The organism is Micromonospora sonneratiae (genome assembly GCF_042679305.1).
Classification (GTDB): domain Bacteria; phylum Actinomycetota; class Actinomycetes; order Mycobacteriales; family Micromonosporaceae; genus Micromonospora_H; species Micromonospora_H sonneratiae.
In genome coordinates this window covers 240138-260321 of the sequence record NZ_JBHTMP010000001.1, presented here as the reverse complement: position 1 = coordinate 260321, position 20184 = coordinate 240138, and the positions used below count along the sequence as shown (strand labels likewise).

The 20184-nt window shown below is 69.4% G+C and carries 18 protein-coding genes and 1 pseudogene; 9 read left to right on the top strand and 10 right to left on the bottom strand.

Annotated features, from left to right (window positions below; genetic code table 11):
* Nucleotides 1-2: 2 nt before the first annotated feature.
* The 4 genes from ACFQ4H_RS01230 to ACFQ4H_RS01215 are packed head-to-tail and all read left to right on the top strand — an operon-like array spanning nt 3 to nt 3866.
* A complete protein-coding gene (locus tag ACFQ4H_RS01230; RefSeq protein ID WP_377565878.1) occupies nt 3-1166 on the top strand; it encodes an acyl-CoA dehydrogenase family protein in 1164 nt (387 codons plus the stop codon).
* Nucleotides 1163-2038, top strand: coding sequence for an HpcH/HpaI aldolase/citrate lyase family protein (locus ACFQ4H_RS01225; RefSeq protein ID WP_377565876.1), 876 nt, complete (start codon nt 1163-1165; stop codon nt 2036-2038). The genes ACFQ4H_RS01230 and ACFQ4H_RS01225 overlap by 4 nt, the downstream gene beginning before the upstream one ends.
* Nucleotides 2039-2074: 36 nt before the next feature.
* On the top strand, nt 2075-2863 hold the full coding sequence (locus ACFQ4H_RS01220) for an electron transfer flavoprotein subunit beta/FixA family protein (protein WP_377565873.1): 789 nt from the start codon (nt 2075-2077) through the stop codon (nt 2861-2863).
* 31 nt (nt 2864-2894) lie between these two features.
* Nucleotides 2895-3866, top strand: coding sequence for an electron transfer flavoprotein subunit alpha/FixB family protein (locus tag ACFQ4H_RS01215; protein ID WP_377565870.1), 972 nt, complete (start codon nt 2895-2897; stop codon nt 3864-3866).
* A 221-nt stretch (nt 3867-4087) separates the two neighbouring features.
* On the opposite strand, the gene ACFQ4H_RS01210 is transcribed toward ACFQ4H_RS01215, so the two are convergent.
* The 3 genes and pseudogenes from ACFQ4H_RS01210 to ACFQ4H_RS01200 form a co-directional block, all read right to left on the bottom strand.
* The gene (locus ACFQ4H_RS01210; protein WP_377565868.1) at nt 4088-5515 is read right to left on the bottom strand and encodes a sulfatase-like hydrolase/transferase; all 1428 of its coding nucleotides are present in this window, start codon (nt 5513-5515) and stop codon (nt 4088-4090) included.
* 95 nt (nt 5516-5610) lie between these two features.
* Nucleotides 5611-6048 (bottom strand): erythromycin esterase family protein, encoded by a 438-nt coding sequence (locus tag ACFQ4H_RS01205; protein WP_377565866.1) that lies wholly within the window; start codon nt 6046-6048, stop codon nt 5611-5613.
* Nucleotides 6038-6331: pseudogene (locus ACFQ4H_RS01200) on the bottom strand (erythromycin esterase family protein); the annotation flags it as partial. The gene ACFQ4H_RS01205 and the pseudogene ACFQ4H_RS01200, both read right to left, overlap by 11 nt.
* 76 nt (nt 6332-6407) lie before the next feature.
* Here ACFQ4H_RS01200 and ACFQ4H_RS01195 point away from each other — a divergent pair.
* Complete coding sequence (locus ACFQ4H_RS01195; protein WP_377565863.1) at nt 6408-7100, top strand: TioE family transcriptional regulator; 693 nt, start codon at nt 6408-6410, stop codon at nt 7098-7100.
* Between the two features lie 226 nt (nt 7101-7326).
* On the opposite strand, the gene ligA is transcribed toward ACFQ4H_RS01195, so the two are convergent.
* Complete coding sequence (gene ligA / locus ACFQ4H_RS01190) at nt 7327-9462, bottom strand: NAD-dependent DNA ligase LigA (RefSeq protein WP_377565860.1); 2136 nt, start codon at nt 9460-9462, stop codon at nt 7327-7329.
* 440 nt (nt 9463-9902) lie between these two features.
* Between ligA and ACFQ4H_RS01185 the strand changes: the two genes are divergently transcribed.
* Nucleotides 9903-10514 (top strand): hypothetical protein, encoded by a 612-nt coding sequence (locus tag ACFQ4H_RS01185; RefSeq protein ID WP_377565857.1) that lies wholly within the window; start codon nt 9903-9905, stop codon nt 10512-10514.
* Here the strand turns inward: ACFQ4H_RS01185 and ACFQ4H_RS01180 are convergent.
* From ACFQ4H_RS01180 to ACFQ4H_RS01155, 6 genes are all read right to left on the bottom strand, one after another.
* Nucleotides 10511-11596: an IS630 family transposase gene (locus ACFQ4H_RS01180; RefSeq protein ID WP_377565854.1), complete on the bottom strand. Its 1086-nt coding sequence runs from the start codon at nt 11594-11596 to the stop codon at nt 10511-10513. The two genes, ACFQ4H_RS01185 and ACFQ4H_RS01180, sit on opposite strands and share 4 nt — an antisense overlap.
* A 158-nt stretch (nt 11597-11754) precedes the next feature.
* A complete protein-coding gene (locus tag ACFQ4H_RS01175) occupies nt 11755-13266 on the bottom strand; it encodes an FAD/NAD(P)-dependent oxidoreductase (protein ID WP_377565851.1) in 1512 nt (503 codons plus the stop codon).
* Nucleotides 13263-13568 (bottom strand): (2Fe-2S)-binding protein, encoded by a 306-nt coding sequence (locus ACFQ4H_RS01170; protein ID WP_377565848.1) that lies wholly within the window; start codon nt 13566-13568, stop codon nt 13263-13265. Before ACFQ4H_RS01170 ends, ACFQ4H_RS01175 begins: the two co-directional genes overlap by 4 nt.
* Nucleotides 13561-14748, bottom strand: a complete 1188-nt coding sequence (locus ACFQ4H_RS01165) for an NAD(P)/FAD-dependent oxidoreductase (RefSeq protein WP_377565845.1) — start codon at nt 14746-14748, stop codon at nt 13561-13563. The genes ACFQ4H_RS01170 and ACFQ4H_RS01165 overlap by 8 nt, the downstream gene beginning before the upstream one ends.
* The gene (locus ACFQ4H_RS01160) at nt 14748-15665 is read right to left on the bottom strand and encodes a dihydrodipicolinate synthase family protein (RefSeq protein ID WP_377565842.1); all 918 of its coding nucleotides are present in this window, start codon (nt 15663-15665) and stop codon (nt 14748-14750) included. Before ACFQ4H_RS01160 ends, ACFQ4H_RS01165 begins: the two co-directional genes overlap by 1 nt.
* 70 nt (nt 15666-15735) lie before the next feature.
* A complete protein-coding gene (locus ACFQ4H_RS01155) occupies nt 15736-16272 on the bottom strand; it encodes a cupin domain-containing protein (protein ID WP_377565839.1) in 537 nt (178 codons plus the stop codon).
* 286 nt (nt 16273-16558) lie between these two features.
* On the opposite strand from ACFQ4H_RS01155, the gene ACFQ4H_RS01150 reads away from it, so the two are divergent.
* From ACFQ4H_RS01150 to ACFQ4H_RS01140, 3 genes are read left to right on the top strand one after another with little or no spacing between them, the layout of a single operon-like run.
* Nucleotides 16559-18166, top strand: a complete 1608-nt coding sequence (locus ACFQ4H_RS01150) for an ABC transporter substrate-binding protein (protein WP_377565836.1) — start codon at nt 16559-16561, stop codon at nt 18164-18166.
* A gap of 7 nt (nt 18167-18173) precedes the next feature.
* Nucleotides 18174-19271, top strand: coding sequence for an ABC transporter permease (locus ACFQ4H_RS01145; protein ID WP_377565833.1), 1098 nt, complete (start codon nt 18174-18176; stop codon nt 19269-19271).
* Nucleotides 19268-20182 carry an ABC transporter permease gene (locus ACFQ4H_RS01140; protein WP_377565830.1) on the top strand — a complete coding sequence of 305 codons (915 nt, stop codon included), beginning with the start codon at nt 19268-19270 and terminating at the stop codon, nt 20180-20182. Before ACFQ4H_RS01145 ends, ACFQ4H_RS01140 begins: the two co-directional genes overlap by 4 nt.
* The last annotated feature ends 2 nt before the right edge of the window (nt 20183-20184 follow it).

The following is a 20184-nucleotide window of genomic DNA, read 5'->3' as shown; positions in this document are numbered from 1 at the left end:
CCATGGACTTCACCCTCGACGACCAACAGAAGGCCTTCCGGAGCACGCTGCGGGAGTTCGTCGACCGGGAGATCATTCCGGTCGCATCCGAGTGGGAGCGCACCGGTCGCTACCCGACCGAGATCGTCGACCAACTGCGCGGGCTCGGCCTGTTCGGGATGACCACCCCCGAGGAGTACGGTGGCCTCGGCCTGGACATGGTCTCGTTTGCCCTCGTCTACGAGGAGATCGCCCGGGGCTGGATGGGGATCGCCGGCATTCTCGGCAGCCACAACCTGTCCTGCTGGATGATCGCCAGGCACGGTACGGAGGAGCAGAAGACCCGGTTCCTACCGAAGTTGGCCAGCGGCGAGCACCGTACCGGCATCGGGCTGACCGAGCCGGGGGCCGGCACCGACCTGCAGGGCATCACCACCACCGCACGGGCCGACGGCGACGACTTCATCGTCAACGGCACCAAGATGTGGATCACCAACGCCCGGCACGCGGACGTCCTGCCGGTGCTGGTCAAGACCGATCCCACCGCCGACCCCGCCCATCGGGGCATGAGCGTGCTGATCGTGGACGCGAACTCGCCCGGTTACTCGGTCAGCCGGGACATCGGCAAGCTCGGCTACAAGGGCACCGAGTCCTGTGAGGTCGTACTCCAGGACGTCCGGGTGCCCCGGGCGAACCTGCTCGGCGGGATCGAGGGCCGGGGGATGCAGCAGGTCCTCTCCGGACTGGAGATCGGCCGCCTCAACATCGCCGCCCGCAGCGTGGGCATCGCCCAGGCCGCCTTCGACGCCGCCCTGGACTACGCGAAGAACCGTACCGCGTTCGGCAAGCCGATCGCGGACTTCCAGGCCATCCAGCTCAAGCTCGCCGACATCGCCACCGAGTTGCAGGCGGCGCGGCTGATGACGTACTGGGCCGCGTCCCGGGCCGACGCCGGCAACCGGGTCGACATGGAGGCCGGCATGGCGAAGTACTTCGCCTCCGAGGTCGCCATCAAGGCATCGCTGGAGTCGATGCGGGTGCACGGCGGGTACGGCTACTCCACCGAGTACGTCGTGGAACGGCTGTACCGGGATGCGCCGTTGATGAGCATCGGCGAGGGGACCAACGACATCATGCGTACGGTCATCGCCAAGGCGCTGGTCTCCGGCAAGGGACAGGTCCGGTGACGCCCCGCAGTCACCTGTACGTCGCCGGCGACAACCCGGCCCGCTTCGCCAAGGCGGTCGCCTCGGGGGCCGACGCGATCATCCTGGACCTGGAGGACGCGGTCGCCGAGGCGGGCAAGGACCTGGCCCGCGCCGAGGTGGCCCGCTGGGTGGGGCAGTGGTCGGGGTCCGCCCCGCAGATCTGGGTACGGGTCAACAGCGGTCCCCGCCGTGGTGACGACATCGCCGCGGTGGTGGGAGCCGGTGCCGGGCTGACCGGGATCTGCGTACCGAAGGTCGGCGACGCCGACGAACTGGTCGAGGTCGACCGGCTGATCGGTACGGCGGAGCAGGACGCCGGGTTGCCGATCGGCTCGGTCGTGGTGGCCCCGCTGATCGAGACCGCCGCCGGTCTGCTGGCCGCACGGGAGATCGCCCGTGCTCCCCGAGTTGCCTTCCTGCACCTCGGGGAGGCCGACCTGGCGGCTGACCTGGGGGTACAGCCAGGTCACCCGGACGACGCGGGTACCGAGTTCCTCTATGCCCGCAGCCTGGTCGTGACCGTGAGCGCGGCGGCCGGCATCGGTCCACCGGTGGCCCCGGTCACCACCGACTTCCGCGACCTCGACGCACTGAGCGCATCGACCGGCCGGTTGCACCGCCTCGGATATCTGGGGCGGGCCTGCATCCACCCGGCACAGATCGCGACCGTGAACGCGGTCTTCACCCCGGAACCGGACGAGATCCGTCGGGCACAGGACCTCGTCGACCGGTTGACGGCGGCCCGCGACAGCGGTGCGGGTGTCACCCTCGACGCCAACGGTCGAATGATCGACGAGGCGGTCATCCGGTCTGCCCGTCGCACCCTGGGCCTGGTCCGGGCGCAGGCCTGAGTCTTGCCCGGTCGCCATGACGACTAGGAGAGAACCATGAAGATCCTGGTATTGATCAAATATGTGCCGGACGCTACCGCGGACCGGCGATTCACCGAGGACCTCACCACCGAACGCGACGCGGTCCCGGGAGTCCTGTCGGAGCTGGACGAATACGCCGTCGAGCAGGCCCTACGGCAGGTCGAGGCGGGTGTCGGTACGCACGTGACGTACCTGACGATGGGCCCGCCGGAGGCCGGGGCGGCCCTGCGGAAGGCACTCAGCATGGGCGGCGACGCGGCTGTCCACGTCTGTGACGACGAACTGCGCGGTTCCGACTACCTGGTCACCTCGCGGGTGTTGGCCCGGGCGGCCGAGAAAATCGGCTTCGACCTGCTGGTCTGCGGGATGGCCTCCACCGACGGCGGTGGTCAGGTGCTTCCCACGATGGTCGCCGAGCGGCTCGGGATCCCGCAACTCAGCTTCGTCACCGAGTTCACCCTCGGTACTGCTGACGAGTCGACCGTGTCGGCGCGGCGGGAGGGCGACGGTGTCATCGAACGACTCGAGGCAGCCGTGCCCGCCGTCGTCTCGGTGACCGACCAGTCCGGCGAGCCCCGGTACCCCTCCTTCAAGGGGATCATGGCGGCCAAGAAGAAGCCGGTGACCACCTGGTCGTTGGCGGACCTGGACCTCGATCCGGCCGTCGTGGGGCGGTCCGGTTCGGTCACCTCGGTACAGCAGATCACTCGTCGACCGGCCCGGCAGGCCGGCCGGTTGGTCCCGGACGAGGGGGACGGCGGTCGGCAGCTTGCCGGTTTCCTCGCCTCGGAAAAGCTCATCTGATCCGCCTGCGTACGCGAAGGAGAAGACCGTCATGGCCGAGGTGCTCATCCTCGTCGACACTGCCGAGGGCAAGGTACGCAAGCCCACACTGGAACTGTTGGCGATCGCTGCCAGACTGGGCGAGCCGGCGGCGGTCCTGCTCAGCAGCCCCGGGGACGAGATCGACGAGGTCACCGACATCCTGGGCCGGTACGGCGCCACGACCATCTACCAGGTGCGGGCCAGTGAGTTCGACGACTACGGCAGCGCGCCCCGGGCCCGGGCACTGGCCCAGATCGTCCGGGAGTCGTCACCGGCCGCCGTGCTGCTGACCTCCACCAAGGACGGCAAGGAGATCGCCGCCCGGCTGGCCGTACTGCTGGAGTCCGGACTGATCACCGATGCGGTGGACGTACGGGCCGGTGACGCCGGGCCGGTCGCGTACCAGGCCGCTTTCGCGTCCACCTTCTCCGTGACCTCGACGGTGACCCGGGGCACCCCGATCATCACGGTGAAACCGAACGCGGCGGAGCCCGTCGAGAACCCGGCCACCAGCCGGATCGTGGCGATCGGTGTGCCGTTCGTGGATCGTGACCGGGCCGTCCGGGTCGTCGAACGGGTCCGCGCGGTCACCAGCGGCCGTCCCGAACTGACTGAGGCGTCCATCGTGGTGTCCGGAGGTCGGGGGCTCGGCTCGGCCGATGGCTTCGGCCTGGTCGAACGGTTGGCGGATGCTCTCGGCGGTGCGGTCGGTGCGTCCCGTGCGGCCGTCGACTCGGGCTGGTATCCGCATGCCCACCAGGTCGGCCAGACCGGTAAGACCGTCGCGCCGCAACTCTATGTTGCCGTGGGCATCTCCGGTGCGATCCAGCACCGGGCCGGGATGCAGACCGCCAAGACGATCGTGGCGATCAACAAGGACAGCGAAGCGCCGATCTTCTCGATCGCCGACTTCGGGGTGGTGGGGGACCTCTTCGATGTGGTGCCGCAGCTCGTCGAGGAGATCGATCAGCGCGGTCGGTGATTCGTCGCTCTCCTGTCACGACACGGAGCGGAACGGTCGGGTCACCGGCAGGTGGACGAGGTCGAGACGTGGCTGGCGGGTTCCGGGCAGGAGTGGTCGCGAGACTGCCCTGCCCGGAACCGGCTCAGGCAGGCGCATCCCGTGGCGGCGATCCTCCGTGGGCTGCGGCGGGATCGTGCCAAGATGCGCTGCCTACCTCGCTGCCAACCAGCCGAGGCCGGTCACTGGTACGGCAGCAGGGTCTGGTTGATCTCCTCCCACCGGGTGCGCAGTTCGGTCACCAGCGCCGGCTTGCGTCCGGCCAGGTTGGCCTGCTCACGTGGGTCGGCGACGACGTCGTAGAGGGTGTCGGTGTTGGACGAGCGCAGGTACTTCCACCTACCCCGGCGCAGCGCGCGGGACGACCGGGTGCGCCAGAACAGGTCCCCGTCCGGCTCGGCGTCACCGCGTAGCAGGTAGCCGGTGAGGTCGCGCCCGTCGAGAGGGTGACCGTCGGCGGGGGTGGCTGCGGCGATAGCCAGCAGGGTGGCGGTCCAGTCCTGGGTGATGACGGGCAGGTGGCTGACCTGGTTGGGTCGGATCCGGGCTGGCCATCGCAGGATCGTCGGCACCCGGATGCCGCCCTCGTTCAGGTTTCCCTTGCCGCCGGTCAACGGCCAGTAGTAGGAGAAGCGCTCGCCGCCGTTGTCGCTGGCGAACAGTACGACAGTGTCCCGCTCCTGCCCCGTGTCCCGCAGGGCTTGGAGGACCCGGCCGATGCCGGCGTCGAGGTTCTCCACCATCTTGCGGTAGGTCTCCAGTGAGCCACCGTCGCGGTGGAACAGCGCCTGCCGATCGCCAGCGCGCAGCTTTGCCGTGACCTCCTCGCTGACGGCGCGGTCGCCGGGAGCCTCCCAGGGCCAGTGTGGGCTGGTGAAGTTGAGGTTCAACAGCCAGGGACGGTCGTGCCGGCGGCGTACGAAGGAGGCGGCCCGGGCTGCGACGGTGTCGGTGTAGTACTCCAGCGACTCGACCGGGACCTCGCCCTCGTAGAGGTCGTGCTGGCCGAGGTGACTGACCTTGGAGTAGTAGTCGAGGCCGCCGGAGAAGTTGCCGAAGAACTCCTGCCACCCGGACTTCAACGGTCCGAACCAGGGCAGGAATCCGGCGTGCCACTTGCCGAACATCGCGGTGCGGTAGCCCTTGGCGGCCAGCAGGGAGGCTATGGTCGGGTGGCCGGGCGGCAACCCCTCCAGTTCGTTGATGTTGCCGATGGGCTCGGCCAGGCCACCGCGGAGTCGGCCCGGGTATCGGCCGGTGTAGAGGGCGAACCGGGTGGGCGAGCAGACAGCGGCGGCGGAGTAGCCGTTGGTGAACCGTACGCCGCCCTGCGCCAGTCGGTCGAGGTGCGGGGTACGGATGGCGGGCGCGCCGTAGCTGCCGAGGTCGGCCCAGCCGAGGTCGTCGCCGAGGATGACCAGGAAGTTGGGGCGTCGGGTGTGCCGGGGGTTCGGGTCAGCGGCGAACGGACGTTCGTGCGCCGCGCCGGCGAAGGCGGATTGCGGGAAGGCGGTCGCGGTACCCGCTGCCGCTGCGGCGACGGCCAGGGTGCCGAGGGCGCGACGTCGGGTGGTGGTGGGCGGTGGCGAGGGGAGCACTGATTCGGACACGTTTCACTTCCTCTAAAACCTACAAAGTCCATCTGGATAGTAGGAATTGGAGGTGTGATCGTCAAGGAACGACTGCGCCACTCTGCGGGGGCGGCTCAGATCTCCTTGACGAAGACGATGGCGTCGACCTGGTCGGTGGTGGCCGGGTCGAGGGGAAAGTAAGTGTGGTCGGCCGGGACGCGGGGCATCGGCTTCCGGTCGAGGGACGCGGTGAGACGCCCGGGATCGATGACAGCGCGGGCATCGGGAAGGGTCGACAGGATCCCTTCGAGGGTGTCCGGAGAAGGGACGTCGGAGCCACGGGTACCGAAGGTGGTGGCGGCGAAGGCGTACCGGTCGCCGAGGTGGGTGCCGACGATGGCCCCCGCGCTCCACCACTGGAGTGGCTGGCCGGCGAAGTGGATCCGGCTCTTGTCGCGCTGTAGGTGGCGGTTGTGGGCGAAGGCGAGGGTGGAGCCGCTGGCACAGGGGACGCTGTGTGTTGTAGGCGCGCATCCAGCGCAGGAGTTCCCGGTTGGCGGGTGAGTCGCCAAAGCCGTGGCTGAAGCCGCGACTCATCGCATCGTCGAGGGTTCCGACGCCGTGGGCGACGTACGCGTCGGCGGCCAGGGCCGCCAGGCAGTCGCTCTCGATGGCGATCGAGCCGTAGCCCCCGCGTTCGACGAGGTGGCGGAAGAGCTCGTTGCGCAGTTCGAGGAAGGCTTCGATGCCATGGGTGGGCTCGCCGAGGCCGAGTAGGCGGGTGGCGGGGGACAGCAGCGCGGTGAGGGCGCTGCCGGTGAAGGGACGGGCGGCATCCCGGATAGATCCCGGCATACCATCAACCTTATCGTTGAACTGACTGTGTAAGCTTTGGCTGGGTTTCAGGCTAGAGACAGGGAAATACCTTCAAATGCGGTTGCGGCCCATCGATCTGGCGCGCGAGCACGGCCTGTCCACACAGGCGGTACGCAACTACGAGGAGGCGGGATTCCTACCGCCGGCCGAGCGCTCGCCGCACGGCTACCGCGTCTACGGTTCGCGCCATGCGGCGGCGTTGCGGACGTTCCTGGCGTTGATTCCCGCGCACGGCCATGCGACTGCGGGGGCGATCATGCGGGCCGTGAACGGTGGTGGGGTCGAGGAGGCGCTGCGACTGATCGACGAGAGCCATGCGCAGTTGGCCGGCGACCGGTGCACCCTGGAGGCTGTGGAACGGGGGCTGCGTGGTCTGGAGCCGCCGCGTGAGCTGGAGCAGGGGGTGACGTTCATCGGGCCCCTGGCACGCAGGCTCGGTATCCGGCCAGCGACGTTGCGCAAATGGCAGCGGGCCGGGCTGATCGTGCCCCGGCGCGACCCGCGCACCGGCTACCGCGTCTACGCCCCCGCCGACGTACGCGACGTCCTGCTGGCCCACCAGCTACGACGGGGTGGGCACGGGCTGAAGCAGATCGCGCGGGTGCTGGAGCAGGTACGGGCTGCGGGCGGCCCGGAGCCACTGCGGGCGACGCTGCGGGAGTGGCACGACCGGCTGACGTCGCGGGGCCTGGCGATGCTGTCGGGCGCAGCCGCGCTCGACAGCTATCTGAGGACGCCATACGCCTGACGGGATCGAAGCCAGGTGAGAATCGGATGCCATGGGCCGGTGCGGTCAGTCCCACCCCGTGGCGAGTACCCACGAATCCCGCGACCAGGTGGCTGGAAGCATCTCCCGTGCCGCGCGTTCCGATCCCTCCCCCAAAGACCGCGGGGAACTCGCTGGGTCAGCGGCGCGCGACCGCTGACCCAGCGAGTGCTCAACCCGTCGACGCCGCTCATGCGGGCACGGTGGGTCAGGCCAGGATCTCGGCGACGGCCTCGGTGTCCCCGGCCCGGTACGCCGCCAGCAGCGCCGCGAAACGCTCTGCCGGCAGAACCCGGACGCCGAGTTCCTCGGCCTTCTGCGCCTTGGACCCGGCACCCTCGCCGACCACGACGAGGTCGGTTCGCTTGGACACCGAGCCCGAGGACTTGCCGCCGAGCAGTTCGACCGCCTCGTTTCCTTCGTTGCGGCTGAGGCCGGGCACCCCGCCGGTGACTACCACAGTCATCGGGGCACCGTCGGCCCTGCGCAGCGGCAGGGCGGGCGCTTCCGCACGGGTGGCTGCCACCTGGCTGGGACTGCTGGGTTCGATCATGTTGATGCCCCGCTCGACGAGCTTGGCGATGACCGGCGCGAGGTCGACCAACTCGGCGGCGATCGTGGTGGCACGCTCCGGTCCGACGCCGTCCACCTGCTGAAGCTGTTCGACGGACGCGTTGCACAGCGCCTCCATCGTGCCGAAGTGCCGGGCGAGCCGGCGCGACATCGACCGGCCGGTCATGCGTACGCCGAGACCGGTGAGAACCCGCGACAGCGGCTGCTCCCTGGAGGCCTGGATGTTCGCGACGAGTTTCCCGGCGGAGGTGTCACCCAGCCGGTCGAGCTTGGCCAGTGTCGCGGCATCCAGGTCGTAGAGGTCGGCCGGATCGGTGACCAGGCCACTGTCGACGAGCCCGTCAATGATCTTGTCACCGAGCCCTTCGATGTCCATGGCGTCGCGGGCCGCGAAGTACGCCAGCGACTCGCCAGCGCCACAGGCCCGTCCCTTGGTGCACCGCCACCGCTTCTGGGACCGGTCGATCTCGCCGCCACAACGTGGGCAGTCCGCCGGCGCGGCGAACGGTACGGAGTCCAGGGGGCGCTCGTCGAGCTTGGCTCCGGTGACCTCGGGAATGACGTCACCGGCGCGGCGGACGAAGACGCGGTCCCCGACCCGTACGTCGCGGCGGACCAGGTCGGCGAAGTTGTGCAGCGTTGCCGACGTGACCACGACGCCACCCACCTGGACCGGTTCCAGCACCGCCACCGGAGTGATCACGCCGGTGCGTCCCACCTGCACCACGATGTCGATCAGCTTGGTGGTACGGGTGTCGGCCGGGAACTTGTAGGCGATCGCCCAGCGCGGTGCCCGGCTGGAGGAACCGGCCAACTCGCGGTCGTCGGCCGAGTCGGCCTTGACGACCGCGCCGTCGATGCCAAAGCCGAGCTGGCCACGACGTTCGCCGAGAGCCTCGATGGCGGCCACCGCCTCCTCGACGGTCGGGCACAGCGGCATGCCGGCCACCGACCCCGCCGTCGTGGCTACGCCGAGAGTGCCGATGTAGGCCATCAACGTGGAGTACCGGGTCTGCGCATCGACCCCGTCCAGACCATGGGCGGCGTAGGCGAGGAACGACAGCGGTGCGTCGTACGCCCGGTCCTGTGCCCGGAGGGTGCCGGCGGTCGCGTTACGGGGGTTGGCGAACGGCTGCCCGCCGTGCGCGGTACGTAGCTCGTTGGCCCTGGCGAAGTCGGTGTCGGTCATGAAGACCTCACCGCGGATCTCCACGGTGACCGCCTCGGTGAGCTGTTGCGGTAGCCCGGCCGCGAGCCGGGCCTGGGTGGTGACGTCCTCCCCGGCTCGTCCGTCGCCGCGGGTGATGACCTGCGTCAGGCGACCATCGACATATCGCGCGGCGATCGCCATGCCATCGATCTTCGGCTCGACGGTGTACCCGCCGGCCGGACGGCCGAGGACCCGGTCGAGGCGGCCCGCCCAGGCGCGCAGTCCGTCGACGTCGAAGACGTTGTCGAGGCTCAGCATCGGCGTGGAGTGCGGCACGTCGGCGCTGACCGCGACGCCCGCAGCGACCGTATGCGTCGGTGAGTCGGTGGTTGCCCAGGTCGGGTGCGATGTCTCGGTCGCGGCCACCCGCGCCACCAGCGCGTCGTAGGCCGCGTCGTCCAACTCGAGGTCGGTACCGGCGTAGTAGGCCACTGCGGCGGACCTGATGACGGTGATCGCCGCGAGGTAGTCCTCGACCCTGTCGTACGGTAGGGCGCGCTCCGCGTCGACGATCGGATCGATCTCGGCGAGTTCTTCGGAAGCGACCTCTGCTGTTGACATGTGCGCGCCTTTCCTGGTCCTGGCCTCGGGTCACGGGTCGGTGGGCCCAACCCCGGCACTACCGCATGCCGACGAGGACGATGCCTGGCAGGGCGGTGCGCGGGGCTGGACTCCGACCATGATGGTCCGGGGGTGCGACAGACCGGATTCCGCCGCCGGGGGCGCCATCGTCTGACGTCGACGTCGGGAGCCACGGCGGGCCGGCCCGGGTCGGCCCCGACTGATACCGGAGTCGGGCTGGTTTCTCCGGCTCGCGTTTCCCCGTATCCGAGAATTTTGTCGTCCCTGACATATGCGGGCACGTGTGGTATTCGAATTGACTGGCAATTCCATTGCTGTACGTCACTGTCATACAGTCGCCCTGTCGATCGGTGAGAAGGTTCTCACCCCAGCTTCGACATCTTCCGCCCCACAATCCGGTAGCGACGGAAGGAATCCTTATGACCATGCTGCAACCGGGTGTACACCGCTCGGCAGGTCGACTGCTCCTTGCCGCACTGTTGGCGGCGCTGATGACAATTCCCGTGAGCGGTGTCGCCATGGCCGGTGACGGGTCGGACGGCGGTATCGGGATCCTGACCCCCAGGGACGTCTACATCATGGACTACGTCGGGGACACCGCTCTCGAGCCGAACAGCACGACTGCCACCTACTGGAACAGCCCCGACGTCAAGGTCTGCCCCACCACGGTTCCGTGCTCAGGCGGCCTCACCGCGCCCGCCTACACGACCAACTACATCTTCGTGACCTTGCGGAATCCCGGGCCGTACGGATCCGGCACCGACGTTGGTACCCTGCGCCTCTACTTCACCACGATGGGCGGCTCCGCGGTCTGGCCGACCGATTGGACACATCTCAACTCGACGACGGTCACGGTCCCGCCGGGTGTCATGACCGTGGTACTTCCGTGGACCACCTCGGGCCCCGGACTCGTCTCCACCCTGTACCGCTGGGTGTCGACGGATGACCCGATGCTCTACGAGGGGCCGAACGCCTATCAGAACGCGCGGTTCAACAACAACGTCGCCTGGAAGAACTTCTCCGTAATCTAGTGTCCCGTGTCTGAGTTCTTTTGACGGTTGGCCTTAGTGAGGATCTGGTCAGCGGTTTTGGTCCAGACGAACGGCTGGCAGCGTTCGTTGTAGGCGTCGATGAAGGCGCGGATCACGCCGATCAGGTCGGGCACGCTGGTGAAGGTGCCGCGGCGGATGGCCTGGCGGGTGATAATCCCGAAGAAGACCTCCACGAGGTTCATCCACGAGCAACTGGTCGGGGTGAAGTGCATGGTGATCCGTGGGTGCTTGGCGAGCCAGGTTTTGACGTTCGGGTGGTTGTGGGTGGCGTAGTTGTCCACGACGACGTGCAGTTTCACTCGTGGGTGGGCCTTGGCGACCTGTTTGAGGAAAGTCAGGAACTCGTCGTTACGGTGTCGGGGGTAGCAGGCGTCGGCGGTGATCCGACCGGTGGCGACCTCCAGGGCGGCGAACAGGGTGGTCGTCCCGTGGCGTTGGTAGTCGTGGGTACGGCGTTCGACCTGGTCGAACCTCATCGGTAACAGTGGCGCCGTCCGGTTGAGGGCCTGGATCTGCGACTTCTCGTCAACGCACACGACGACGGCGTTCGCGGGCGGGTCGAGATACAAACCGACGACGTCACGGATCTTCGCCTCGAGCTGCGGGTCGGTAGAGAACTTGAACGTCTCGACCCGGTGTGGTTGCAGGCCCCAGTCCCGCCAGATCCGGGCGACCTCGGCGAAGCTGACCGGTATTCCACCTCTGGTCAGGTGACCGGCCAACAGTCTGGCCGACCAGTGCGTCACCGCCAACCCGGACGGCGGCGGGTTCAGCGTGGCGGTCACCACCGTGGCCTCGTCGATGACCGGTGGACGACCCGAACGGGGCAGGTCAGCCAACGCGTCGATACCACCAGAGGCGTATCGGGCCCGCCACGAGATGACGGTCTGACGAGTCATGCCCACCCGCCGGGCGATCTCCGCATTCGATACACCCTCGGCGGCCAGCAACACCATCCGAGCACGCTGCACATGTCCGGCCGGGGCCGTGGACGAGCGGGTCAGGACACGAAGCCGGGCACCGTCACCCGGACGGAGAACCAACGGCGCAGCAACAGACACACCTCATCCTCCCGCACCCCACCCGTCAAACCACTTTAGACACGCGACACTAGCGCCCCGGCCGTGGCCGGTTGGTCCCTCAATCAGTCGAGCGCGGGGCGTCGACGGGTGTGCGGACAGCGCCAACCTGACGTTGTCGGGACGGCGATCTGCTGGAACTACGGCGGAGACAGTTTACGGCCGGAGGGCTGGTCGGATCGGGTCCGGCGGTCCGGATCGGGCGGCTCGACCGCTGCGGCCAGGGCACCGAGCGGAACCGGTTTCACCGGGGCCTGCGCGGTGAACGGACCGAGCTGTTCGGGCGTACGGCCGGTTTCGGTGGCCACCAGCTGACAGACGCCGGGCTGGCAGGACCGACCCTGACAAAGGCCCATCCCGGCCCGGGTGACCAGTTTGACCGCGTTGGCGGTGCCCAGGTGCGGATGGTCCCGCAGGGCTTGGCGGATGTCGCCCGCCCGAACCTCCTCACATCGACAGAGCACGGTGTCGTCGGTGACGAGTGTGCCCAGCGCCGGCCGATCAGGGGCGAACCGGTCGAGGACCTGGGCCACGAACCGCCGACGACGCCGTAGCTCGCGGCGGATCGGGCGGGCCAGGGCGGTGGCCTCGTCCGTCTCCAGTAGTCCCAGGTCGAGCAGCATGCCCAGGGCAGCCAGCCGACCCTCCACCGTCGCCTGCTCGGCGCCGGCCACTCCGGTCAGCTCGCCCGCCACCGCGATCCCCGGCACCGAGCTGCGCAGCCACTCGTCGTGTCGGACCACCCAGCCCCCGGCCGGTGAATCCCAGCCGAGGGCACAGCCGGCCTGGCCGGCCAGCTCCACGGACGGTACGAAGCCGTAACCGAGGGCCAGTACGTTGCAGGCGAGTTCCCGTTCGGAGCCGGTGACCGGGTGGCCGTCGCGATCGAGGTCGGCCAGGGTCACCGAGGACAGGTCGGGGTCTCCGGAGGCCCGGCGTACCACCGTGCCGAACCGGATCGGCACGCCGGCCCGGGTCAGGGTGCGCAGCGCGGCGGCCCCCTCGGCCAGTTTGCCCCGGGCTCCGGCCATGGCGGCCAGCCCGGCCGGTCCGACGAGCAGGTCCCGGCGACGTTGGGTCATTGCTACCTCGACCACCCGGGCACCGGCCCGGACCAGCTGGGCGGCCACCACCAGCAGTAGCGGATGGCCGCCGGCCAGCACGAACCGGCTGCCCGGCAGCAGCCCCTGGGCCTTGACGAACGTCTGGACACCGCCGGCGGTGAGCACCCCGGGCAGGGTCCAGCCCGGGAACGGCACCGGCAGGTCGTACGCGCCGGAGGTGATCAGCACCCCACGTGGTTCGAGCACCCCGGCACCGGTCGGCCCGTGCGTGGCGACCCGGTAGCGCCCGCTCGGCTCCGTACCGCCGTACCCGTCCAGTCCGGCCCGGGTGCCGAGGATGCCCCATACCGTCGTGTCGGTGAGCCACTGGACGTTCGGCGCGGCGGTCGCCTCGGTGATCAGTGTCTGACCGGCGGTGACGTGGCTGGCCGGGCGGGTGAACCCGGCGGGCGGTTGCCGGTAGATCTGCCCGCCGGGCTGTTCCTGCTCGTCCACCACCGTGACGGTGGCACCGTGCCGGCCGAGGGTCGCGGCAGCGGCGAGTCCGGCCGGTCCGGCGCCGACCACCACCACGTCGGTGGCGGTCATCGCGCCACCCCCGTACGCACCCGCATCCCGGCCCGGACGCGGACCAGGCAGGACCGCTGGTAGGGCACGTCGTCGACGGTGACCACGCATTCGAAGCAGACACCCATGTTGCAGTACGGGGCACGGCGGGCACCGCTGGCCGTCGTGCGGACGGCGCGGCGGCCCGCCGCCAGTAGGGCGGTGGCCAGGGACTCGCCGGGGTACGCGCAGACGCGCTGCCCGTCGACCTCGATGGTGACCGGCTGGGGGCGGTCCAGGGCCGTACGGTGGGCGGCGCTGGCCTGGGTGGTGGGGTCAGACAAAGTTCAGCGCTCCAAACCGGGCCGGTGAGTAGTCCTCGATCGACTGATCGGGCCGACCCGTCAGCAGGGTGTCGGCCAGCAGCCGGGCGTACGTGAGGCCGAGGGTGAAGGCCGACCCGCCGGTGGCCACGAACAGGCCGGGGCGTCGGGGCACCGCCCCGAGCAGCGGCAACTGGTCCGGCGTGAGGGTGGTCATCCCGGTCCAGGAGCGGATGACTGGCAGGGGCAGTACGGCCGGAACCACGCGGGCGGCGTCAGCGTTGCTGGTCAGGGACTCGTACCGCAGTTCCGGGTTGTGTTCCAGGTCGAGTCGTCCCGCCCGGGTGACCAGTTTTGCCGGCCAGCCACCGCCGATGAGCACGTTGCCCTCTTCGGTCTGTTTCATCGACAGTCGCTTGCCGACGTGCTGGACCAGATGCGGGATCAGCGGGGCGGTACGGGCGGTGGTGCTCATGGTGAGCCCGACCGGGAAGACCGGCAGCCGGGTGTCGGCCATGGCCGCCAGTTCGGCGGTCCACACCCCGGCGGCCAGCACGACGGCGTCGGCGGTGTACGCCGTACCGGAGGTGTCCCCGGTCGTGCCGCCGGTCTCCAGTTCCCAGCGGTGGCCGTGCCGGTACAGCCCGGTCACCCGGCAGCCGGTGCGCAGCACCGTGCCGTACCGGACCGCGGCCCGGGCCAGGGCCGGGGTGACCAGGCGGGGATTGGCCTTGCCCTCGCCGGCGACGTATCCGGCGGCGGTGACGGTGGGGGACAGGTAGGGCGCGAGTTCACGTAGCTCCCGGCCGGAGAGCACGGTCGTGTCCAGACCGTACCGGCGTTCCAGGGCCGCCTTCCGGTCCAGCGCGGCGACCTCGGCCGGTGTCTCGGCCAGCATCAGCCCGCCGCGCCGGGCCACCCCACACCGTTCGCCGAGTTCGTCCTCCAGCGTCGCCCACGCCCGCATCGCGTCGAGGTGCAGGGGGAGTGCGCGGGCGGCCAGCCGGGCACCGGCGTCGCCGTGCTCGACCATCCGGTATTCCAGTTGGAAGTGGAGGCTGCCGGCGTTCTGGCCGGAGGCATGCCGGTTGAGCTGGTCCTTTTCCAGGAGCAGGACGCGGCTGCCGGCGCGGGCCAGGTGCCGGGCGGTGGCGCAGCCGAGCAGCCCGCCGCCGATGACGGCCACGTCGTAGTGGGACATCAGAGCAGGTCGAGCTGGGTCATCGTGGCGCGGACCCGGGACTGTTCCTCGGGGGTGAGCGGCAGCAGCGGTGCGCGGACGTGGCCGGCTGGTACGCCCCGCAGGGTCAACGCGTACTTCATGATCGCCTGGGCGTTGCCGAACCGGGCACCGTAGTCCGGCCCGAACCAGTTCTCCATGATCACCCGGTCCCGGGCCCCGAGCGTCCGGGCCCGCTCCAGGTCACCGGCCTGCACGGCACGGAAGAAGTCGGGGTGGTCGGCACCGAGTACCGCGCCCGCCCCCATCAGTCCCTCGCCACCGACCTTGGTGAGCAGTTCGATACCCACCTCGTTGGTGGGGATGCCGAAGTAGCGAACCCGGTTCCGCAGTGCAACCAGGCCCTGGACGAATCCGCCGAAGTTCGCGGTGGAGTTCTTCACCGCCACCACCGTGTCCAGTTCGGCCAGTTCGAGCAGCAGTTCGGTGTCCAGGTCGACGCCGGTGCCCCGGGGCCAGTTGTAGACGCAGAGCGGGATCTTGACGGTGTCGGAGACCGTACGGTAGAAGTTCAGGATCTCCGCCCGGGTCGGTACGACGTACGGCGGTGGGGTGAGCAGGATGCCGTCCAGCCCGGCGGCCTGTGCGGCGCGGGCGTGCCGGATGGCCTCGTCGGCGGTGTACGCGTTGCATCCACCCAGCACGGTGAGCCGGTCACCGACCTGTTCGGCGGCGACCGTGAAGAGTTCCGCCCGCTCGTGTTCACTCAGGCTGAACCACTCGCCCGTGGTGCCGGCGACGATCACGCCGGGCAGGCGTTCGCCGGCCAGCCAGTCCAACTGGATCCGCCAGGCGTCGAGGTCCAGTGCGCCGTTCTCGGTGAACGGCGTGGTGACCGCCGGGAGGTAGCCGTACCAGTCGACGCTGTGACGATCCATGGGTAGCCTTTCGGAGCAGGGCGGAACCGCCCGCGTGCCGGACGCGGGCTGGGTGGGGTGGCCGGGCCGACTAGGGGGTCGGCGGGGTCACCGCGATGACGATGCGGGCCGGCTGGTCGCTGGCGTTGCGGTAGAGATGTGGCAGCCGGGAGTCGAAGGTGATCGCCTCGCCGGTGGTCAGGGGATACTTCTCACCGCCGATGTCGGCCACGATCTCGCCGACGAGGACGATCGTGCACTCCGTGGAGGGGTGCGCCCAGGGCTCGGCGGAGCTGGCGTCCCCGGGGGCCAGGTCGGCCTGTAGCACCTCCAGGTCGCCCCGGCCGGGCGTGAGCCGGTCGTAGGCGATCTGGCCGGGTGGTGCGGCCAGCCGGGTCCGCGAGCCGGCCCGGCTGATGTGTACGGCCGGGGCCTCGGGCTCGGAGAACAGCTCCGCGATCGAGGTCTGGAAGACCTGGGCCAGCTTGCGCAACGTCGCCAGGCTGGGGTCGGTCGCGCCGTTCTCGATCTGGCTCAGTAGCGCGGGTGACACGTCGGCTGCGGTCGCCAGTTGGCGCAGCGTCAGGGAGTGCTGCTGCCGCAGGTCGCGGAGCCGGTCACCGAGCATGGGGTCCTCTTCCCAACAGTATGGCTGAACTTGTTTGACTAAACTATACGAGGCTGTTTAGCATGGTCAAACAGCGGGGGCGTCATATTCAATCCACCTAGACAACCCCACCGGACCACAAACCGGACCACCCTCATCCGGATACATCAGACCCGTGATGGCGCTGAACGTAAAGCCCCGGAGCGGACCATCGCCCGTATCGACGGGCCGGATGTCAACGGTGTCATCGGCCCGTGGATTTTCGGTGCCCGCGTAACGGGCAAGCCTCAATGAAGGTAGGAGCAGCATGTCGGTGACCCCTCGCCGGCTCCGCGGCGGAGCGCTCGCTCTGGCGGCGCTGGCCATCGTCTCCAGCACCGCCGCGTGTACGGCGGGCGGCAGCGGAGGAAACTCGAACAGCGGCACGAACACCCTGACCGTCAACACCTCGTTCGTGCTCAAGACCCTCGACCCGGGCCGGATCTACGAGGCGACCGGTCTCACCGCCGTACACGCCATGTACGACACCCTGCTCACGTTCAAGGGCTCGGACGTCAGCAAGCCCGTGCCGGCGCTGGCCGAGTCGTACCAGGTCTCGCCCGACGCGAAGACCTTCACCTTCACCCTGCGCAGCGGCGTGAAGTTCTCCGACGGCACCCCGCTGACCGCCGACGACGTCGTCTTCTCGCTCAACCGGCTGAAGAACATCAAGGGCAGCCCGGCCGTCACCGTCGCCGGACTGACGGTCGACAAGAAGGACGAGCGGACCGTCGTGGTCACCTCGGCCAACCCGGACCCCAACGTCCCCGTCGTGCTGGCGATGCCGTCCACCGGCGTGGTCAACTCCAAGGTCGCCAAGGAACACGGTGCCAAGGACGGTGCCGACGCCGCCCAGGGTGACACCGCCCAGCAGTACCTGGACACCAACTCCCTCGGCAGCGGCCCGTACGTGCTGAAGTCGTACGACCCGTCGTCGCAGGTGGTGCTGGAGGCCAACCCGAACTACTGGGGCGAGAAGCCGCAGTTCAACCGGGTCGTGCTGCGCAACATGGACGTCCAGACGCAGAAGCTCACCATGCAGCGGGCCGACGGTGCCGAGATCGCGCTGGACATCTCCGGCAAGCTGCTCGACGGGCTGCCCGACAGCCTGCAGACCTCCGGCGTGCAGGACACGGTCTACTTCCTCTACCTCAACGCCGACCCGGCCGTCTCCAAGGTGACCTCGGACCCGAGGTTCAACCAGGCGCTGCGGGCCGCGATCGACTACCAGGGCATCGCCGCCCTGTACGGCAAGGGCGCCGCCGCCGGTGCCGGTCTGGTGGCCCCGGCCTTCTCCGGTGCGCTGCCCGCCGCCGAGGAGTCGAAGCGGGACGTGGCCAAGGCCAAGGCGCTGCTGGCCGAGGCCGGCCTGACCAACCCGACGGTCAAGTTCAACTACCCGGCCATCACGTACAAGGGTGTCGACCTCGGTACGGTGGCGACCAAGATCCAGGGCGACGCCGCCGAGGCGGGCATCAAGCTGGAGCTGAATCCGCAGCCGCTCACCACGTTCCTCGACGAGATGCGCAGCGCCAAGTCGGCGATGGGCTTCACCCCGCAGAGCCTGAACTACCCGGTTGCCGACTCGCTGGTCAACAACATGGCGCCCGGACAGGCGACCGCGCTGCGGTCCGGCTGGACCGTGGAGCGGGCCGACCCGAGCGTCGTCGAGGCCGGCAAGAAGGTCACCTCGACCCTCGACCTGTCCGCCCGGGCCACCGCCATGCAGGAGTGGCAGCGGGCGATGAACCTGCACTCGCCGTACATCGTGGTGGCCAGCAACTCCTCCACGCTCGTCGCGACCAGCAGCCTGACCGGGGTGGAGTACAGCGCCGCCGGCTGGCAGGTGGACCTCGCCGCGGTCGGGCGCAAGTAGGGAAGTCATGACGACGACAGTCGACAACGACGCCGAGCCGGGCACGGTCGACCAGACCGTGTCCCGGCCTCGGCCGCGCCGCCAGTTCCTGTTGCTGCGCTTCCTGGCCAAGCGGCTGGCCATCACCGCCGGCCTGCTGCTGGGCGTGACGATCGTGACGTTCGGGCTGGTCAACGTGGTGCCCGGTGACCCGGTCACCGCGAACCTCTCCGACCAGGCGCTCAACGACCCGGAGGCGGTGGCCGCGTTCCGCGAGAAGTGGGGACTGGACCAGCCGATCTACCTGCAGTACCTGCACTACCTGGGCAACCTGCTGCACGGCGATCTGGGCATCTCGCAACAGACCGGCCGGTCGGTGCTGGACGACCTGCTCCAGTACGTGCCGGCCACCATGGAACTGGCCATCCCCACCATGGTGCTGGCCCTGCTGATCGGCACTGGTATCGGGATGCTGGCGGCGGTACGCAACGGCCGGATCACCGACCAGTTGGTCCGGGTCGGCGCGCTGCTCGGGCTCTCCACCCCGCCGTTCTGGCTGTCCCTCGTCGTGCTCTACGTCTTCTTCTACCAGCTCGGACTGGCCCCCAGCGGAGGCCGGCTCTCCACCGACTTCAGCCCACCGGAGACGGTCACCGGTATGTACACGGTGGACGCCGCCCTCGCCAGCCAGTGGGACGTCGCCTGGGACGCCGCGCAGCACCTGATCCTGCCGGTGCTCGTGCTGACCTGCCTGACCGTGGCGATGCTGGTCCGGTTCGTCCGCTCCTCGATGCTCGAGGTGCTCCAGCAGGACTACATCCGGGCCGCGTACGCCAAGGGCCTGCCCGGCCGGGTGGTGCTGCGCCGGCACCTGCTGCGCGCCGGCCTGGTGCCGGTGGTCACCGTCTCCGGACTGGCTTTCGCCTCCCTGCTCTCCGGAACGGTGCTGGTCGAGAACATCTTCGGTTGGCCCGGCCTCGGCCAGTACGCCTACCGCAGCGCGACCGCGCTGGACCTGCCCTCGATCCTCGGGGTCAGCCTGTTCGTGGCGCTGGTGTACACCCTGGTCAACCTCACCGTCGACCTGCTCTACGGGCTCATCGATCCGAGGATCCGACTGTCATGACCACCATCGCCCCCGAATCCGCCACGCCGGACCCGAAGGTGGCCAAGGCCCTGAACCGTCGCCGCTGGCTGGGCCGGCTGCGCGGCGGCTCGACCGCCCGCCCGATCTGGCGGCAGCCGATCGCCGCCGCGGCGCTGGTCATCCTCGCCGGCTGGCTGCTGGTGGCCGTGTTCGCCCCCGTCGTCGCACCGTACGACCCGCTGGCGCAGAGCCCGGACAGCTACCTGGGACCCTCCGGCGACCACTGGTTCGGCACCGACTCGCTCGGCCGCGACGTCTTCAGCCGGGTGGTGTACGGGGCGCGGCTGTCGATCCCTCTCGCGCTGGCCATCGTCTCGTTGGCGCTGCTGCTCGGCGGACTGCTCGGCCTGATCGCCGGCTACGTCGGCAGGTTCGTCGACGAGGCGTTGATGCGGCTGACCGACCTGGTCTTCGCCTTCCCCCAGATCATCCTGGCGATGGCGGTCACCGCCGCCTTCGGGCCCAGCACCCGCAACGCCGTACTCGCGCTGGTCATCGTCTCCTGGCCGGTCTACGCCCGGGTCATCCGCAGCGCCGTGCTGACCATGCGCGGGGAGGACTACCTCAACGCCGCCCGGCTGCTCGGTGTCGGCCCGATCCGCGCCCTACGCCGTGACGTGCTGCCCAACAGCATCGGACCGGCGATCGTGCTGGCCACCCTGGAACTCGGCAACGCCGTACTGATGCTGGCGGCGCTCTCCTTCCTCGGCCTGGGCCCACGCCCACCGGCCGCCGAATGGGGCTCGATGGTGGCGCTCGGTGCGCAGGACCTCTCCATGTGGTGGGTCAGCGTCTTCCCCGGACTGGCGATCCTGACCGTGGTGCTGGCCTTCAACCTGCTCGGCGACGCGTTGCGCGACCGGATCGACCCCCGCTCGAAGGGACGCTGAGG

Excerpts from the sequence above, each read along its gene's own strand:
- ACFQ4H_RS01195 (WP_377565863.1), top strand. The coding sequence starts at position 6,408 with ATGCGGTTGCGGCCCATCGATCTGGCGCGCGAGCACGGCCTGTCCACA.
- ACFQ4H_RS01155 (WP_377565839.1), bottom strand. The coding sequence starts at position 16,272 with ATGCTCGGTGACCGGCTCCGCGACCTGCGGCAGCAGCACTCCCTGACG.
- ACFQ4H_RS01185 (WP_377565857.1), top strand. The coding sequence starts at position 9,903 with ATGACCATGCTGCAACCGGGTGTACACCGCTCGGCAGGTCGACTGCTC.
- ACFQ4H_RS01165 (WP_377565845.1), bottom strand. The coding sequence starts at position 14,748 with ATGTCCCACTACGACGTGGCCGTCATCGGCGGCGGGCTGCTCGGCTGC.
- ligA (WP_377565860.1), bottom strand. The coding sequence starts at position 9,462 with ATGTCAACAGCAGAGGTCGCTTCCGAAGAACTCGCCGAGATCGATCCG.
- ACFQ4H_RS01230 (WP_377565878.1), top strand. The coding sequence starts at position 3 with ATGGACTTCACCCTCGACGACCAACAGAAGGCCTTCCGGAGCACGCTG.
- ACFQ4H_RS01175 (WP_377565851.1), bottom strand. The coding sequence starts at position 13,266 with ATGACCGCCACCGACGTGGTGGTGGTCGGCGCCGGACCGGCCGGACTC.
- ACFQ4H_RS01145 (WP_377565833.1), top strand. The coding sequence starts at position 18,174 with ATGACGACGACAGTCGACAACGACGCCGAGCCGGGCACGGTCGACCAG.
- ACFQ4H_RS01220 (WP_377565873.1), top strand. The coding sequence starts at position 2,075 with ATGAAGATCCTGGTATTGATCAAATATGTGCCGGACGCTACCGCGGAC.
- ACFQ4H_RS01140 (WP_377565830.1), top strand. The coding sequence starts at position 19,268 with ATGACCACCATCGCCCCCGAATCCGCCACGCCGGACCCGAAGGTGGCC.
- ACFQ4H_RS01215 (WP_377565870.1), top strand. The coding sequence starts at position 2,895 with ATGGCCGAGGTGCTCATCCTCGTCGACACTGCCGAGGGCAAGGTACGC.
- ACFQ4H_RS01160 (WP_377565842.1), bottom strand. The coding sequence starts at position 15,665 with ATGGATCGTCACAGCGTCGACTGGTACGGCTACCTCCCGGCGGTCACC.
- ACFQ4H_RS01150 (WP_377565836.1), top strand. The coding sequence starts at position 16,559 with ATGTCGGTGACCCCTCGCCGGCTCCGCGGCGGAGCGCTCGCTCTGGCG.